This is a genomic window from Streptococcus mitis NCTC 12261 (assembly GCF_000148585.2).
Classification (GTDB): Bacteria; Bacillota; Bacilli; order Lactobacillales; family Streptococcaceae; genus Streptococcus; species Streptococcus mitis.
This window is the reverse complement of the sequence record NZ_CP028414.1, coordinates 500,763-518,289: the sequence shown is the minus strand read 5'-3', so window position 1 is coordinate 518,289 and position 17,527 is coordinate 500,763. Positions and strand designations below refer to the sequence as shown.

Genomic DNA, 17,527 nt, shown 5'->3' with positions numbered 1-17,527 from the left:
AATGATGACAATGTCTATCGCATTTTAAGTACACTATCCAGCAAGTCTTTCCACTATAAAAGGCATCCAGTCAAGGTTTTCACACCTGATTGGATGCCTTTTTTCTGATGACTAGATTTTTTGCATTACCAAATAATCACACGGTCTTCTGGTGAACGCCACATTCCGTCCCCTTCTTTGACATCATAGGTTGTAAAGAAGTCATCAAAGTTTGGCACTTGGACATTGACACGAAGTTTAGCTGGCGCGTGTACGTCGACGCTAGCCATGAGTTTCATCAACTCTGGACGCCCTTTCATACGCCAGATACGAGCAAAGTTATGGAAGAACTCTTCAGCTGAGAAGTCTGGCTCTCTCTTAGCAGCTTCTAGCGCTGCAGCAATTCCTCCAAGGTCCGCAACGTTTTCGGATACAGTTAATTTCCCATTGATTTTTGCACCGTAAGATTCTTGACCATCAAACTGGTCGATAACCTTCTGTGTTTTTTCTTTAAAGGCTGCATAGTCGCTTTCTGTCCACCAGTCCTTGAGGCTACCATTTTCATCAAAGGAAGCACCATTAGTATCAAAGGCGTGAGAAATTTCATGGGCAATAACCGCACCAATACCACCATAGTTGGCAGAAGATGACTGATGCAAGTCATAGAATGGTGCCTGTAAGATAGCAGCTGGGAAGACAATCAAGTTCTTTTGTGGATTGTAGTAGGCATTGACCATATGAGCAGGCATTCCCCACTCCTTGTAGTCAACCGGCTGATTCCACTTGCTCCAGCTGTGCTTAATTTCTACACGCGCAAATGCTAGAGCATTCTCAAAGAGGCTAGCAGATTCGTCTACTACCTTGTCCTTATAGCGAGCTGGCAGTTCTTTTGGGTAACCAATATAAGGTTTGATAACGTTGAGTTTGACGATAGCTTTTTCTCGTGTTTCAGGTGTCAGCCAGTCATTCTTAGCCAAACGTTCCTTATAAACGTCAATCATGGTCGCCACTTTTTTCTCTACGTCCGCCTTGGCTTCTGGAGAGAATTTTTCGTGGGCATACCAAAGACCAAGGGCTTGTTTGAATGGTCCTTGAGCTAAGTGGTAAGCTGCCTTGCGTTTGTCTTGAGCCTCTGGAACTCCTGAAAGAGCTCGTCCGTAGGCACCTGACAAGATACGAATCTCATCTGTCAAATAGCTCGTTGAAAGATTGACTACACCTAAGATCAAGCCTGCCTTGAGCAAAGGCCAAGCTTCTTCACTATAGAATTGCTCTGCTGCTTGCCAGAAACGTTCCTCGTCTACGATAACCTTGTCTGGTGCTTGTCCAAGAACATCTTGGAAGAAGTCATCCAAAGGTAGGGCAGGCGCAAATTTCTTGAAATCTTCGTAATCATATGGATGGTAAAGTTTAGCATACTCTGAACTTTCTTCATTAGAGAGCACTACTACCGCGATTCGACGGTCCAATTCTAGTCTTTTCTCAAGCAAGTCTTCAATTTCTTCATCAGAGAAATCATAAGCCTTGAGGAGATTTGCGCTAGTTTCTTTCCAAAGAGTCAAGAGTTCCTCTCGCTGAGGATGGTCTTCAGAATAGTAGGTCGTATCTGGCAGGATTGTGCTTGGAGCACTGGCCCATAAAACGTTGATTCTGGCATCCATAAAGTCTGGTGATACTCCAAATGGAAGGAAGTTTGGTTTACCAGCTAATTCAAATGCTGCTAGTTTACTTGCGAAATCCGCAAAACTTTCTAAATTCTGGTATTCCTTCAATAAAGGAAGGACTGGTTCAATTCCATCTGCTTCTCGCTTATCGAAATCTCTGACCATACTATGGTACTTGACAAAATTTGCCAAGATAGCATCCTCAGGCACCTCTTCTCCTGCCAACCACTTGTCTGTTGTCGCCAGCATCAGGTCTTCAATTTCCTGGTCTAAATCAACAAAACCTCCAGTTTAAGACTTATCTGCTGGGATTTCAGCTGTTTTCTGCCATTCCCCATTGATTGCATCATAAAAATCGTCTTGATAACGTGTCATCTTGTTCTCGCTTTCATTTGTACTTGCTTTTAGCTTAACAAAAATTACTTGGGAATGCAATTAAAAATGAACTGATATTTTCTATTGTTTTTCAGTTATTATTTTAATTTTTTCAAAAATTAACTTGACTTAATTTTTTTTTTAATGTATATTAAGAGGCAGGAGGAATACAACTGTATGATACGTATCGAAAACCTCAGTGTCTCCTACAAAGAAACGTTGGCACTTAAGGATATTTCACTAGTGCTCCAAGGACCAACAATTACCGGTATCATTGGTCCAAACGGTGCTGGGAAATCAACATTATTAAAAGGGATGCTGGGAATTATCCCACATCAAGGTCAGGCATTTCTCGATGACAAGGAAGTTAAAAAATCCTTACATCGAATCGCTTATGTCGAACAAAAAATCAATATCGACTACAACTTTCCCATCAAGGTTAAGGAATGTGTCTCGCTAGGACTCTTTCCCTCTATCCCTCTCTTTCGCAGTTTAAATGCTAAACCATTGGAAGAAAGTGCAAGAGGCCCTTGAAATCGTCGGTCTAGCTGACTACGCTGAACGTCAAATCAGTCAACTATCTGGAGGTCAGTTCCAGCGGGTCTTGATTGCCAGATGTTTGGTGCAGGAAGCTGACTATATCCTCTTGGATGAACCCTTTGTTGGGATTGACTCTGTCAGTGAGGAAATCATCATGAATACGCTGAGAGATCTGAAAAAAGCTGGGAAGACGGTTCTCATCGTCCACCACGACCTCAGCAAGGTTCCCCACTACTTCGATCAAGTCTTGCTTGTCAATCGAGAAGTGATTGCCTTTGGTCCAACCAAAGAAACCTTTACCGAAGCCAATCTTAAAGAAGCTTACGGTAATCGACTCTTTTTCAGTGGAGGTGACCTATGATTGCAGAATTTATCGATGGATTACAAAAATTCCATTTCCTACAAAATGCCTTGATAACAGCCATTGTCATCGGGGTCGTAGCTGGAGCTGTGGGATGTTTCATCATCCTACGCGGGATGTCACTCATGGGAGATGCCATTTCACATGCTGTCTTGCCAGGTGTAGCCCTCTCCTTTATCTTGGGCCTTGACTTCTTTATCGGAGCCATTGTCTTTGGACTACTAGCTGCTATCATCATTACCTACATCAAGGGAAACTCGATTATCAAAAGCGATACCGCCATCGGCATTACCTTTTCTTCTTTCTTAGCCCTCGGTATCATCTTGATTAGTGTCGCTAAAAGTTCAACTGACCTTTTCCATATCCTTTTTGGTAATATCCTAGCCGTCCAAGATACGGATATGTTTATTACTATGGGTGTTGGGGCAGTCATTCTCTTGTTAATCTGGATTTTCTTCAAGCAACTCTTGATAACTTCCTTTGATGAACTCTTGGCCAAAGCCATGGGAATGCCTGTCAATTTCTATCACTACCTTCTCATGGTACTCTTGACTCTCGTGTCTGTGACAGCCATGCAAAGTGTCGGAACTATCCTAATTGTAGCCATGCTGATTACCCCAGCTGCAACTGCTTATCTTTATGCTAATAGCCTGAAAAGCATGATTTTCCTTTCCTCAACCTTTGGAGCTACTGCTTCAGTTTTGGGACTCTTTATCGGCTATAGTTTAAACTTAGCAGCTGGTTCTAGCATCGTGCTCACAGCTGCTAGCTTCTTCTTAATCAGTTTCTTTATCTCTCCTAAACAACGATATTTGAAACTGAAAAATAAACATTTGTTAAAATAAGGGGAAAGCCCCCAATAAATTGGAGGATCTAATGAAAAAATTAGGTACATTATTCGTTCTCTTTCTTTCCGTTATTGTTCTTGTAGCATGTGCTAGCGGAAAAAAAGATGCAGCTTCTGGTCAAAAACTAAAAGTTGTTGCCACAAACTCAATCATCGCTGATATTACTAAAAATATTGCTGGTGACAAGATTGATCTTCACAGTATCGTTCCGATTGGACAAGACCCACACGAATACGAACCACTCCCTGAAGATGTTAAGAAAACTTCTGAGGCTGACCTCATTTTCTATAACGGTATCAACCTTGAAACAGGTGGCAATGCCTGGTTTAGCAAATTGGTAGAAAATGCCAAGAAGACTGAAAACAAAGACTACTTTGCAGTCAGTGAAGGTGTTGATGTTATCTACCTTGAAGGAAAAAATGAAAAAGGAAAAGAAGACCCACACGCTTGGCTTAACCTTGAAAATGGAATTATCTTTGCTAAAAATATCGCCAAACAATTGAGCGCCAAAGACCCTAACAACAAGGAATTCTACGAAAAAAATCTCAAAGAATATACTGATAAGTTAGACAAACTTGATAAAGAAAGTAAGGATAAATTTAATAACATCCCTGCTGAAAAGAAACTCATTGTAACCAGCGAAGGAGCATTCAAATACTTCTCTAAAGCCTATGGTGTCCCAAGTGCTTACATCTGGGAAATCAATACTGAAGAAGAAGGAACTCCTGAACAAATCAAGACCTTGGTTGAAAAACTTCGCCAAACAAAAGTTCCATCACTCTTTGTAGAATCAAGTGTGGATGACCGTCCAATGAAGACTGTTTCACAAGACACAAACATCCCAATCTACGCACAAATCTTTACTGACTCTATCGCAGAACAAGGTAAAGAAGGCGACAGCTACTACAACATGATGAAATACAATCTTGATAAGATTGCTGAAGGATTGGCAAAATAATACTCTTCGAAAATCTCTTCAAACCACGTCAGCGTTGCCTTGCCGTACTCAAGTACAGCCTGTGGCTAGCTTCCTAGTTTGCTCTTTGATTTTCATTGAGTATAAGCCTCTGAAAAACGTCATTCTCACATGAGCTGGCGTTTTTTCTATGCCCATATTTCCGGTCAAATCATTGGAAAATTCCGACTGTTTCAGCTAAAATGGAAGAAAAAAGATTGGAGTATCTTATGGTAACTTTTCTAGGAAATCCTGTGAGCTTTACAGGTAAACAACTACAAGTCGGCGACAAGGCACTTGATTTTTCACTCACTACAACAGACCTTTCTAAAAAATCTCTGGCTGATTTTGATGGGAAGAAAAAAGTCTTGAGTGTCGTTCCTTCTATCGATACAGGCATCTGCTCAACTCAAACACGTCGTTTTAATGAAGAACTGGCTGGACTGGATAATACCGTTGTCTTGACTGTTTCAATGGACCTCCCTTTTGCCCAAAAACGTTGGTGCGGTGCTGAAGGTATTGAAAATGCCATCATGCTCTCAGACTATTTCGACCATTCCTTTGGACGTGATTATGCTCTCTTAATCAATGAGTGGCATCTATTGGCACGCGCAGTCTTTGTCCTCGATACTGACAATACTATTCGCTACGTTGAATACGTGGACAATATCAACTCTGAACCAAACTTTGAAGCCACAATTGCAGCTGCTAAAGCCCTATAGAAAAAATCCTCTGTCACAAAGAGTTCCCTACTCTTTGAAACGGAGGATTTTTTGTTTACGAGTAAATATAAGTTCAATCAGATAAAAGCAACTACCTTACTCTACAGATTTCAAGGCTTCAAGCATATCAACCTTTCTCAGATGATGATTGACGAAGAAACCAAGCAAGGTCAAAATGATGCTTACTGCTGCCACTGGGATTACATAGACTTCCCAGCCTACCTGCGGATAAAAGAGAATAGTAGCAGGCGAAATCATTTGAATCAAAAATTGATGTAAATAGAAACCAGATACCAAACCAAGTACGATTCCCACAAGGGACAGCACAATCGTCTCACGGTAAATGTAGAGGGTGACTTCATTATTATGAAAGCCAAGAACCTTGATAGTGGAGAGTTCACGGATTCTCTCAGCTACGTTGATATTGGTCAGATTGTAAAGGATAACAATAGCCAACAGAACCGATACGATGACCAAGATGGTCATAGTCTGATTGAGTGAGCTAGCGACGGAGTCAAAGAGTCGAATGGCTGAAGCATTTTGGACAACGCTGGACACCGCAGCTTGATTCATAAGTAAGCCTGCCTGCCTTTCAATACTAGTAGCACTGGTATCCCTTAGCATAACCAGATAAGTGTTGACTTGGGGTAACTGTCCGTAAATTTGCTCATAGCTAGCCTGACTCATATAAATAAAGTGACCAACGTAGTTCTCAGTAATGGCAGTGACCTTTAGCTCCTTACCTTCAATTTCTAGACTCTGCCCAACCTTGACACCTGCCAACTGGGCTAGTTTAGCTGTGATGACAACTCCATCTTTTAATGTCAACTCTTGCTGATGGTCTTGCAGATGGATAAAGGGAGTCAAATCCTCCTTATCTGTCATCATAAGAGTAATGGTTTGAAGACCAGCCTTACCTTTGAAATCCTTGTCTAGCGTCTTAGAATAAATTTTCTGATAGGCTTTGATGTCCTGCCCTTTCAACACTTCTTCTAGATTTACCTTGTCCTGATTGGTCGCACTAGGATTTTCAGAGACAATCATCTGATACTGTTGGATTTGTTGAAACTGTTTAGACGGAACTCCTGCTACAGAGGATTGGATTCCCAAACCTGCAAAAAGCAGAGCTACAGAACCTGCCACACCAAAGATCGTCATCAACATCCGCTGCTTATAACGGAAGATATTGCGGGCTGTTACCTTATGAGTAAAACTGAGACGGCGCCAGATAAAACTGAGACGTTCCAGTAAGATTTTGGCTCCTTTAACAGGAGGTTTAGGCAGTAAAAGCTGGGCTGCTTCATCGTGAAGTTCCCTCCGAGCTACCAAGTAGGCTGGTAACACACTCGCCAACCAACTCAAGACAAGAGCCAGTAAGCTATAGGTCCAATAGAACTGAATCTGGGTTTTTCCCACTACCATACCTTTTGTAATAACACTTGAAATCACACCGGCTAGTAAATAATGTCCAAGTATGCTACCTAGAGCCGTTCCGACAGTCCCAGCTACTAGACCGTAAAGGAGAAACTTGGCAATAATATCCTTGCTACGATAGCCCAAGGCCTTAAAAATCCCTGCATGTGTTCGCTCTTCATCCACAAAACGAGTCATAGTTGTGAAGGTCACCATAGCCGCTACGGCATAAAGCACTACAGGAAAGATATTGCCCACTGCCCGAATACTGGCTGAAGCATTACTGTACATGAGGTAGCCTTGACCGCCAGGCATGGTTTGCCGATTATAGACTTGATACTTGGGCTCCGCCAAATCATCCAAGACTTGCTGATGTTTTTCTAATTTTTCCTTTTCTTGGGCTAAATTTTGTTCAGCCTGCTTTAGTTTATCCTCTTCCTTACTCAATTCCTGCTTAGCTTGGGTAAGTTGAGCACTGGCCTGCTCTCTCTGAGCTTGAGGCAACAAGGCTAGTTGACTTTCCTGAGCCTGTAAACGAGCTTGAGCAGCTGCTAAACGACGCTTGGCTTCCTGCAGATTAGTCTCAGCCTTATCAAGGGTCTCTTGCCCCTTATCGATAGATTCTTGCCCTTCTTTTTTCAAGAATTGCAGACGTTTCTTGCCATTATCTGACAAAGCTTGTTCAAGGTCTTCCTGATGTTGCTTGGATTTCTCTTCATAAGCTGATGAAAAAGCATTTAAGCCTGCTAAATCTTGATATTTCAAGCGTGCTATATTATAGACTTTCTGATCAAATTGGCTAGGCAAAATCACCCCATAGGCTGTCAGAGTTCCGCTTCCACTTGCTGCGTAGCCCATATCTCGCTGGGAGAGGATTTCAGCTGAATCTACAAAACCAGTAATGGTATAAGTATGATCTTTTAAAGAGGAATGACCCTCTTCTTTTTCTTTAAAACTAATCTCCTGTCCCACGCTGTATTGGCCTTGCAAATGAGTAGCCAAAGCGATTTCCTTGTCTGACTGAGGAAGTCGTCCCTCTCTTAACTGAAAGGTTGAAATTCGCTCTGGTTTAGAATACAGCCTAATGGCATCCTGCCCATTATCCATAGTCACATCTGTCAAATAGCCAAACTCAACCTCTGCGCCCTCTATCTGTTCTAATTCTTCTTGATCTGCTTGATCCAAACCATAGTTAGACATGACTGCCAAATCCAAGGTTTGAGCAGTTGTTAAATAAGCATTAGCTGTTGCCTCCATGTTGGGGCTAGTCACTTTGAGGCCTACAAGGGCTAGAGACCCTAACATCATCAAGGTCAAGATGGATAAGAAACGCCCCTTGGAGCCTGTGAAGGACTGAATTAAGTCCTTCCAATAGGTTTTTCGCTTGATCATGCTAGTACTCCAAACTGTCGATATCCTGAGGATGCTGGTTCATCACCACATCCTTGACACTGGCATCGTGCATATGAATCACGCGATCAGCAATGGGCGCCAAAGCTCCATTGTGAGTCACGATAATCACCGTCGCTCCCTTTTGACGAGACATATCTTGGAGGATTTTCAAAACCTGCTTGCCCGTCTGATAATCCAAGGCTCCAGTTGGTTCGTCACAAAGGAGAATTTTAGGATTTTTGGCTACCGCGCGTGCAATGGAGACTCTCTGTTGCTCCCCTCCAGAAAGCTGGGCTGGAAAGTTATTGAGACGATGAGCCAGACCTACATCTGTCAAGACCTGTTCAGGATTCAAGGCATCTGTCACGATTTCTGAAGCCAACTCCACATTTTCCTTAGCGGTTAGATTGGAAACTAGATTATAAAACTGAAAAACAAAGCCTACATCATTGCGGCGGTAATTGGTCCTCTGGTGGGAACTATAGTCTGCAATATTGGCACCATCAATCCAGATTTCCCCCTCATCATTGGTATCCATTCCCCCAAGAAGGTTAAGAACCGTTGACTTGCCTGCACCAGATGCACCTAGAATAATAACCAATTCACCCTTTTCAATCTCAAAATTCACATCACGATTGGCCACAATCTCCGTGTCCCCAACCTGATAACGCTTGTAACAGTGTTTCATCTCAATATAAGCCATCAGACTCACCCTCTCTCAAACAAATTACTTCCTATTACCATTATAACGCTTTTTCAACTAGTTGGAAACTGCTTACATTCTCAAATCCTTATTAAAAGGCAGTCTCAAACTACTGCCTTCTAACATCTTCTTAAAAATAAAATTGAACCAGATCGCCTTCTGCTGTTGCTACCGAAATACAATCTTTCTCTATGCATTTCACTTTTGCTTTTTCTTGATTCACTTCAACCACACTATTTTCAATACCTGGATAAGAAACTCGCAATTCTCCCCCACTTCTTGATAAAATGGTCAACTGAAAGAGTTTTTTATCCGCCCACCTCATGCTAATTTCAAAATGTCCACGTGCCATTAAGCCTGAAACGGAACCTGTTGACCATGCATCGGGTAGGGCGGCTAGAGGTACCAGATAAGCTGTATGAGACTGGAGCAACATTTCTGCCATGCCACTGCTAGCACCAAAATTACCATCTATCTGAAAAGGAGGGTGGCTACACCAAAGATTTGGCAAGGTGGATGACTTTAACTGCTCTGCTAATAATTTATGGGCTCGGTTGCCATCTCCTAGACGCGCCCAAAGATTGATCTTATTAGCCTTGGACCAGCCTGTACCACCGTCTCCACGATCATTGAGGCTAGCACGCGCCGATTCAAGATACTCTTGTCCCTTGTAGCTAAAGAGATTTCCAGGATAGAGTCCCACTAGATGGGAAGCGTGCCGATGCTGGGCCTCCACTTTCTCATTTTGAAAATGTTGCTCTTCCTCCTCATACCACTCCCTGATTCGACCAGATTGAGTGATTTGAAGAGGATTAAGCAAGTCAAATTTCTCCTTGACCTCAGTCAACAAGTCCGCATCCAGCTCCAATTCTTGAGCAGCCTGAATAAAATCATGGAATAATTGCCAAATAAGAGATTGGTCATAGGTATTGCCAATCGAAATCGGCCCATGTTCTGGAGAATAAGACGGAGAAGAGACCCAACGCTGCGCCTGCTGATCCTCATGTAAAAAATCATTCCAAAAACGAACCGTTTCCCTCAACATGGGATAAATTTTCTCCCTGAGATAGTCTTGGTCCCTATAAAATGAATAGGCTTCATAAACCGTTTGCATCATCCACGCATTGGCAGCTGGTGACCAACCCCAATAGTAATCCCAACCAGGTGCCGTCCAACCAAAGGGAGTCGCTTGAGTATGAACCAACCAACCATTCTCCTCCCCTTCCTGAGAGACGATTCCTGCATACCTTGCAGCCGCTAGACGACCATAGACACGCAAATCATCTATATAGTTGATGACTGGAAAAGCCGTCTCTAGAAGATTAGTAACATAGGCTGGCCAATAATTCATCTGCAGATTGATATTCAGGTGATAGTCCGAATTCCAAGGAGGATTATCGACCGCATTCCAGACTCCCTGTAGGTTAGCTGGTAGAGCATCTGAGCAATCTCTAGAAGAACTAATCAATAAATACCGTCCATACTGGAAGAACAATTCCTCCAAAGCATGCCCCTCTTGTGGCTTATAATTTTTTAGCAAATTATCTGTAGTGGATGTGTCTACATCAGCTCCCAAATCCAATTGAACACGTTGGAATAAGGCTTGGTAATCCTGAATATGCCTTGATTTCAATTGGGCATAGCCCTTTTCTTTAGCTATCTCCACCAAGTCCTTAACCTGTTTCTCTAAATCTATTTTCTTGCGATAATTACTAGCAGGATTTTGGGCAAAATCAGTCTTAGCAGCCAAGAAAAGATTGGCATAACTGGCTCCTGATATCTGAGCCTTATCTGACCAAACTCTAATATCCCCATCTGTTTCCCAAGCTAAACAGCTAGCAAACTGCAGGTCATTGTCCTTAACTCTTCCCTTCATCAAGATATGAGAATCAGTAATATCCAACTTGCATTCCTTGTAATCAGATTTTTCCTCCTCATACTTTCCATCAGAAGCCAAATCACGACTTAGCGACAGTTCTATAGTAAAATCTAGAGTTTCCGCCCCTTCCTTAGTAAAGCGCTGAACCAAGAGATTATCTGGAAAACTCGCAAAAGCTTCACGTTCAAATTTCGTTCCCTTATAGACATAAGAAGTCGTCGCAAGCGCCTTACTGATATTCAGTTGCCTCTGGTAATCCGTAACCTGAGACAAAGTCGTACCTTGCTGACTAAACTCAATGTGAATATCCCCAAAGGATAGATAGGTCCCATATTGACTCGTTTTTGGCCCGATCAGGTGCTGTTCAGCCAGTTCCTTAGCCCGATTGTAATCTCTCTTTTCCAAAGCCTGCCGAATCTCAGCTAAAAAACCATACTGGTCCTGAAGATTTCCACCCTGATAATCGGAACTATCAGGAAGTGGACCACCAGACCAGAGACTTTTTTCATTAAATTGAATCCTCTCAGCCCCTATAATCCCAAATACTTTTGCCCCTAAAGAACCATTGCCTATTGGTAAAGCCTCTTCTTCCCAACCCTTATATGTTGTTGAAGCTGGTCTCTTGTAGGCCAATACATAATCTTGTTTTTTATTCCTTATCATACTACCATACTAACATAAAAAGCCTAGAAATCAATTCTAGACTTACAATTTTTTATTTTCCAAGGTAGTATTCAGAAACTACGTTCAATTTTTCGTCGAATTCGAATACCAATGGTGGGAAGTTAGGGATTTCCACGTCCATGATTTCGTCGTCTGACAAACCTTTGATGTGTTTTACAAGGGCACGGATTGAGTTACCGTGAGCTCCTACGAATACGTTTTTACCATCTTTAAGAGCTGGAGCGATTTTATCTTCCCAGAATGGAAGGGCACGTTCCAAAGTCACTTTCAAGTTTTCAGCATCTGGAATAACTGAATCGTCAAGTGAAGCGTAACGACGGTCTGTGTGAGCTGAGTGCTCATCATCACGATCCATGTTTGGAGGCAATACATCGTATGAACGACGCCAGATGTGAACTTGCTCATCACCAAATTGTTCAGCAGCTTCAGCTTTGTTTTTACCAGTCAAACCACCGTAGTGACGTTCGTTCAAACGCCATGATTTTTCAACTGGAACCCACAATTGGTCAGAAGCTTCAAGAGCCAAGTTAGTTGTTTTAATCGCACGTTTCAATACTGAAGTATAAGCTTGGTCAAATTCGATACCAGCTTCTTTGATCAATTTACCAGCGTCAATCGCTTGTTGTGTACCTTTTTCAGACAAATCAACATCAGCCCAACCAGTGAAAAGGTTAGCTTTGTTCCATTCAGACTCACCGTGGCGAGCAAAAACCAATTTTACCATTAGATGGATTCTCCTTTAAATTTTCCGAGGTTTCCCCTCGTTTATCTATTCTATTTTACACAATTTTTCACAAAAAAGCTAGTCAAAACCAAAAAGGAACCGACTGTTTGGCAGTGGGATTGCTTTAAACAAATATAAGCAAATATGTGAAAAGAAATTTCCATTTCACTCTTGCTAATCTCCTTGCTTTTTGTTAGAATGATGTCAAAAAATAAAAAAGGTTAACATTATGCCACAACATCTCTTTAAAGAATTGGCTCAACTGGAGCAAGTAGAGGCTCTAGCTCTAGGAAGATCACGGGCTGGACAAGATTTTGACAAAGACTCTGACTATGATGTATATGTCTACCTCAGTGCTCCCCTCTCGCCAGACATCAGAGAAGAAATCCTCAGTAAATACTGCTCCTATATGGAAATCGGCAATCAATTTTGGGAATTGGAGGATGATTGTGTTCTCAATAATGGCATAGAGATTGAGCTGATTTACCGCTCTCTAGACGAATTTGACAAAGATTTACAAGCCGTAGTTTTAGAGCACCAAGCCCAGAATTCTTACACTACTTGTATGTGGTACAATCTACTCAACAGCAAGATTCTCTACGATCGAGATGGTCACTATGCTGCCCTCCAGAAAAAGTACAATCTTCCTTATCCAGCTGAGCTGAAAAAGAATATCATCAACAAGCAATTCCTGCTTCTCGACCAAGCTATGCCAGCTTTTTCAAGACAAATCAAAAAAGCTCTCAAACGCCAAGACTTACTCAGCATCAATCACCGCAGTAGCGAGTTTTTCGCTTCTTATTTCGATTTGCTCTTTGCCTTCAATGAGCAACTCCATCCAGGAGAAAAACGCATGCTCCAGTACGCAAAAAACAATTGCTCTCATCTACCTCAAAATTTTGAAAACGATATTCAAGACTACTTTCAAAATCTCTACCAACTAGATCACCAGCAGAAAACAGTCCTAACTTTGGAGCATCTCCTATCAAATCTTAAACATTTGATTGATGAATCCATTTAGAACACCAACAGATAAAAGCTCATGAAATCTACTTTTCAGATGATTCATGAGCTTTTTAAATTTCCATAATATATAACGATTTAAAGTTATACTAAATGAAAATCAAAAAGCAAACTAGGAAGCTAGTCGCAAGCTGTGCTGAAGTACAGTGAGGCGACATTGACGTAGTTTGAAGAGATTTTCGAAAAGTATTAATTGAAACAAGAAAACGACAATAAACTTCTAACATGATAAAAACGCATCGTATCAGGTGTTCAAAACCTTGATACAATGCGCTTTATAGTCTATAAGATTAGTTGTCTTTTCTTCTCAAATTGAGTTTTGCCTAGACTTTTCAACCTTATTTCTCTTCAAATCCTTCTGCTACTGCTTCCGCAAAGTTTTCTTCTACGATGCTTGCACAGTGGTCACAGATGACTGCGTGGTAGCTACGTTCTGCTGTTGTTGGGTCGATACGACGGCAACGGTCACACACATCACCTGCAGCGCGTTCTACTGTGAAGGCTACATCTTCGAAGCTAACAGCAGCTTCTGGAGCTGGTCCTTCTGCGATAGTCAAGTCTGACACGATTAAAAGTTGAGCCACATTGCTGTTTACTGCTTCGAGTAGAGTTTTCACCACTTCATTTGGGTAAACTGTCAAGTGTGCTTCAAGTGATTTACCGATAACTTTGGCATTACGAGCCTCTTCCAAGGCTTTTTGAGCTTGTCCACGGAAGTCCATGAAGGCTGCCCATGTATCCAAGATTTCTTCTTGATTAGCAAAAGTTTGTGCTTCTGGCAATTCTGACAATTGAACGAAGTCTTCTGCTTCAAACTCAAGGTATGACCAGATTTCCTCTGCTGTATGAGGAAGGATTGGTGTCAAGAGTTTGGTGATTTTCACAAGAATGTCATAGAAGACAGTCTGCATTTGACGGCGTTCCAGTGATTTGGCACCTTCGATGTAAACAACATCTTTAGCAAAATCAAGGTAGAATGCTGACAAGTCAACGTTGATAAAGTTCACTAGTGCTTTATAGATTGTCAAGAATTCAAAGTTTGCATAAGCATCACGAATGGTCTTGACAAGCTGGTTAAAGCGAATCGTCATGTACTTATCAACTGAACGAAGTTCATCGTAAGCGACTGCATCTTGAGCTGGGTTAAAGTCAGATGTATTGGCAATCAAGAAACGAAGGGTGTTACGAATCTTACGGTAAGTTTCAGAGACTTGGCTCAAGATATCCATAGAGATACGCACGTCGTTGGTTGAGTCTACACTTGTTACCCAAAGACGCAAGATTTCAGCACCAAATTGTTTTTCAACATCGCTTGGAGCAATGGTATTTCCAAGAGATTTAGACATCTTCTCACCTTTACCGTCAAGTGCAAAACCTTGTGACAAGATTTGTTTGTAAGGTGCTACGCCATGGTTAGCAACTGAGGTGATGAGCGATGAGTTGAACCAACCACGGTATTGGTCAGAACCTTCTAGGTAAAGGTCTGCTGGGTAAGTCAACTCTGGACGGTTTACTACAACTCCATTCCATGATGAACCTGAGTCAAACCAAACGTCCATGATATCAGTTTCTTTTTTGAACTCGCCGTTTGGTGAACCTGGATGAGTAAATCCTTCTGGCAAGAGGTCCTTAGCATCACGTTCCCACCAAATGCTTGAACCATGTTCCTCAAAGAGTTGAGCCACGTGTTCAATCGTTTCAGCAGTCATGATCGCTGTACCGTCTTCAGCGTAGAAGATAGGAAGTGGAACACCCCAAGCACGTTGACGAGAGATAACCCAGTCGCCACGGTCACGAATCATATTGTAAAGACGGACTTTACCCCATTCTGAGTGGAATTTCACTTTTTCAATTTCATCCAAGATTTCTTGGCGGAATTTAGAAACTGAGGCAAACCATTGTGGTACTGCACGCCAGATGATTGGTTTCTTAGTACGCCAGTCAAATGGGTATGAGTGAGAGATTTCTTCTTGGGCAAGAAGGAGGTTACCAAGTTTCTCGATAACAGTTGGAACTACCTTTTCATAGAATTGACCTTCAAACTCAGGACCAGCATTCTTCATCATGATACCACGTTCGTCAACAGTCACTGCGACTTCAAGACCATTAGCAATACCGACATTGTAGTCATCCTCACCAAAACCAGGGGCTGTGTGGACGATACCTGTACCAGAATCAGTTGTAACGTGGTCACCAAGAATAACCAATTCATCTACAGCTGTATCCCATGGGTGTTCTGTTACGATATGGTTGAGTTCTTGACCACGGTAAGTTGCCAAAACTTGAACATCAGCCCAACCAAATTTCTCAGACAAGCTAGTCAATAATTCTGCAGCAACCACAAACTTACGAGCTTCACCAGCAGGTTGAACCAAAACGTAATCAATATCTGCACCAACAGTCAAACCACGAGAAGCTGTGATGGTAAATGGAGTTGTTGTCCAAACTACGATATAAGTATCTGTATCTAGAACACCTTTGCCATCTTTTACCTTGTTGGCATAGTAAAGGGAAGTTGAAACCAAATCATGGTATTCAATCTCTGCTTCAGCAAGAGCCGACTCAGATGACCAAGACCAGTAAACTGGCTTAGCACCACGGTAGATATAACCTTTATTAGCCATCTCACCAAATACACGGATTTGAGCTGCTTCATAGTCAGGAGTCAAAGTCACATATGGATTTTCCCAGTCACCAGAAACACCCAAACGTTTAAAGTCTTCACGTTGTTTATCTACTTGAGAAAGAGCATATTCACGGCAAAGTTTCAAGTACTCAACCAAGTCCATTTCTTTGCGTTTGATACCTTGTTTTGCCAAAACTTGCTCGATTGGCAGACCATGTGTATCCCAACCTGGAATATAAGGAGCATAAAATCCTGACATAGACTTAGAACGAACAATGATATCTTTTGAAATCTTGTTCATAGCGTGTCCAACGTGAATATTTCCGTTCGCGTATGGAGGACCATCATGCAAGGTGAAATGAGGTTTTCCTTGGTTCAATTCTTGACGACGTTGATAAAGTTTTGCATCTTCCCATTCCTGTTGCCAAACTGGCTCTTTGGTAGGAAGGCCTGCACGCATTGGGAAAGCTGTTTTCCCAAGGTTAAGGGTATCTTTGAGTTTCATGGTATCTCCTTTATAAATAATAACAAATTAAAAACCACGACTTCCAAAAAGGACGAAAATCGTGGTACCACCTTTATTCGAAAAAAGACTCAGCTTTTTTCCTCTTATCCCGTAACGTGGGGAACGTCAAATCTTACTTCATTCAGACTTGATTGTTTGAGAGGATAATCTTATCATTAGGGAATGCAGGACTCACACCATCTCCTGCTCGCTGGAAATATAAGGATAAGATATTGTTCTCAGATTATTTCTTATAAAATTGTAACAGATTCTTGCGGTGCTGCAAAACCTGGTTCTGAGTTTACAGCTTCAGTAGCTGGTGTTGGTCCTGAGTAATGGCTTGGAGCTACTTCTGGCTCTTCATACATTGGACCAACTGGATGAGCTGGACTTTCTTCAACAACCGGAGCTGGTGAAACCAATTGTTCTTGCTCAGCTCTAGCTTCGGCTTCCGCAAGTTCCTTATTAGCTGCTTCGATACGCGCTTGCAACTCTGCCATTTCCTCGGGAGAAAACTGACGAGTAATATCAATTGGTTCTTCCTCTTGATGTTGTTGTAAGACAGAATCACCTAAGACTTCACTTACCACTTCTTTGAAGGCTTCATCACTTGTTTGAAGATAAGTCGCTGTTGGACGAAGAATGTCTTCCCAATCTGAAGATTCAACAATTGCTAACTGGCTCTCAATTGTAGATTTGAGACGTTGATGGAAAACACGGCTCTTGTTCTTCAATTCTTCTGTTTCAACAGCAACTTTCTTAGCATTATCAGTTGCTTGACGAAGAATTTCATTTGCCTTGTACTTAGCTTCTTCCAACAAACGTTGGGCATCTTGCTCTGCTTGTTGGATAATATTATTTGAACGTTCCGTTGCAGCTTGTTTTACTCGCTCTGCTGTATCTTGTGCAATCAATACAGACTGGCTCAATGAATCTTTCATCTCATCAAAGTAAGACAAACGCTCTTCCAAACTCTTAATATGTAAATCCTTATCATGATTAGAGCGAACCAAATCTTCATAATCACGGACTACAATATCTAAAAACTCATCTACTTCTTCTTGATCGAACCCTCTGAAGCGTGTGCTAAAAGTTTTATCTTTGATTTCTAACGATGTAATTGGCATATTTTTC

Annotated in this window: 10 protein-coding genes and 2 pseudogenes; 5 read left to right on the top strand and 7 right to left on the bottom strand. The window is 41.8% G+C overall.

Features of this window, described 5'->3' with window-relative positions; all coding sequences use genetic code 11:
- Positions 1–125 precede the first annotated feature (125 nt).
- Positions 126–2,018, bottom strand: a pseudogene (locus SM12261_RS02855) (M13 family metallopeptidase).
- 177 nt (positions 2,019–2,195) lie between these two features.
- Between SM12261_RS02855 and SM12261_RS02850 the strand changes: the two are divergent.
- From SM12261_RS02850 to tpx, 4 genes and pseudogenes are all read left to right on the top strand, one after another.
- Positions 2,196–2,919: pseudogene (locus SM12261_RS02850) on the top strand (metal ABC transporter ATP-binding protein).
- Positions 2,916–3,764, top strand: coding sequence for a metal ABC transporter permease (locus SM12261_RS02845; RefSeq protein WP_000559778.1), 849 nt, complete (start codon positions 2,916–2,918; stop codon positions 3,762–3,764). Before SM12261_RS02850 ends, SM12261_RS02845 begins: the two are co-directional and overlap by 4 nt.
- A gap of 31 nt (positions 3,765–3,795) precedes the next feature.
- Entirely contained in the window at positions 3,796–4,725 is a 930-nt protein-coding gene (gene psaA, locus SM12261_RS02840; protein WP_000733052.1) for a metal ABC transporter substrate-binding lipoprotein/adhesin PsaA, read from the top strand.
- Positions 4,726–4,952: 227 nt separating this feature from the next.
- Positions 4,953–5,444, top strand: coding sequence for a thiol peroxidase (gene tpx / locus SM12261_RS02835; protein WP_004238744.1), 492 nt, complete (start codon positions 4,953–4,955; stop codon positions 5,442–5,444).
- Positions 5,445–5,540: 96 nt separating this feature from the next.
- Here the strand turns inward: tpx and SM12261_RS02830 are convergent, their stop codons facing one another.
- From SM12261_RS02830 to SM12261_RS02815, 4 genes are all read right to left on the bottom strand, one after another.
- A complete protein-coding gene (locus tag SM12261_RS02830) occupies positions 5,541–8,249 on the bottom strand; it encodes an ABC transporter permease (protein ID WP_000595896.1) in 2,709 nt (902 codons plus the stop codon).
- A gap of 1 nt (position 8,250) precedes the next feature.
- Positions 8,251–8,952, bottom strand: a complete 702-nt coding sequence (locus SM12261_RS02825; RefSeq protein ID WP_000323357.1) for an ABC transporter ATP-binding protein — start codon at positions 8,950–8,952, stop codon at positions 8,251–8,253.
- Between the two features lie 130 nt (positions 8,953–9,082).
- Positions 9,083–11,494 (bottom strand): glycoside hydrolase family 95 protein, encoded by a 2,412-nt coding sequence (locus tag SM12261_RS02820; RefSeq protein ID WP_004238745.1) that lies wholly within the window; start codon positions 11,492–11,494, stop codon positions 9,083–9,085.
- 52 nt (positions 11,495–11,546) lie between these two features.
- On the bottom strand, positions 11,547–12,239 hold the full coding sequence (locus tag SM12261_RS02815; RefSeq protein WP_000240129.1) for a phosphoglycerate mutase: 693 nt from the start codon (positions 12,237–12,239) through the stop codon (positions 11,547–11,549).
- A 229-nt stretch (positions 12,240–12,468) separates the two neighbouring features.
- On the opposite strand from SM12261_RS02815, the gene SM12261_RS02810 reads away from it, so the two are divergent.
- A complete protein-coding gene (locus SM12261_RS02810; RefSeq protein ID WP_001135582.1) occupies positions 12,469–13,260 on the top strand; it encodes a nucleotidyltransferase domain-containing protein in 792 nt (263 codons plus the stop codon).
- Between the two features lie 340 nt (positions 13,261–13,600).
- Here the strand turns inward: SM12261_RS02810 and ileS are convergent, their stop codons facing one another.
- Together ileS and SM12261_RS02795 are read right to left on the bottom strand one after the other, a co-directional pair.
- Entirely contained in the window at positions 13,601–16,393 is a 2,793-nt protein-coding gene (ileS, locus tag SM12261_RS02805; protein ID WP_000768062.1) for an isoleucine--tRNA ligase, read from the bottom strand.
- Positions 16,394–16,644: 251 nt separating this feature from the next.
- On the bottom strand, positions 16,645–17,520 hold the full coding sequence (locus SM12261_RS02795; RefSeq protein ID WP_001123210.1) for a DivIVA domain-containing protein: 876 nt from the start codon (positions 17,518–17,520) through the stop codon (positions 16,645–16,647).
- Positions 17,521–17,527 lie beyond the last annotated feature (7 nt).

Excerpts from the sequence above, each read along its gene's own strand:
- ileS (WP_000768062.1), bottom strand. The coding sequence starts at position 16,393 with ATGAAACTCAAAGATACCCTTAACCTTGGGAAAACAGCTTTCCCAATG.
- psaA (WP_000733052.1), top strand. The coding sequence starts at position 3,796 with ATGAAAAAATTAGGTACATTATTCGTTCTCTTTCTTTCCGTTATTGTT.
- SM12261_RS02795 (WP_001123210.1), bottom strand. The coding sequence starts at position 17,520 with ATGCCAATTACATCGTTAGAAATCAAAGATAAAACTTTTAGCACACGC.
- tpx (WP_004238744.1), top strand. The coding sequence starts at position 4,953 with ATGGTAACTTTTCTAGGAAATCCTGTGAGCTTTACAGGTAAACAACTA.
- SM12261_RS02810 (WP_001135582.1), top strand. The coding sequence starts at position 12,469 with ATGCCACAACATCTCTTTAAAGAATTGGCTCAACTGGAGCAAGTAGAG.
- SM12261_RS02830 (WP_000595896.1), bottom strand. The coding sequence starts at position 8,249 with ATGATCAAGCGAAAAACCTATTGGAAGGACTTAATTCAGTCCTTCACA.
- SM12261_RS02825 (WP_000323357.1), bottom strand. The coding sequence starts at position 8,952 with ATGGCTTATATTGAGATGAAACACTGTTACAAGCGTTATCAGGTTGGG.
- SM12261_RS02815 (WP_000240129.1), bottom strand. The coding sequence starts at position 12,239 with ATGGTAAAATTGGTTTTTGCTCGCCACGGTGAGTCTGAATGGAACAAA.
- SM12261_RS02845 (WP_000559778.1), top strand. The coding sequence starts at position 2,916 with ATGATTGCAGAATTTATCGATGGATTACAAAAATTCCATTTCCTACAA.
- SM12261_RS02820 (WP_004238745.1), bottom strand. The coding sequence starts at position 11,494 with ATGATAAGGAATAAAAAACAAGATTATGTATTGGCCTACAAGAGACCA.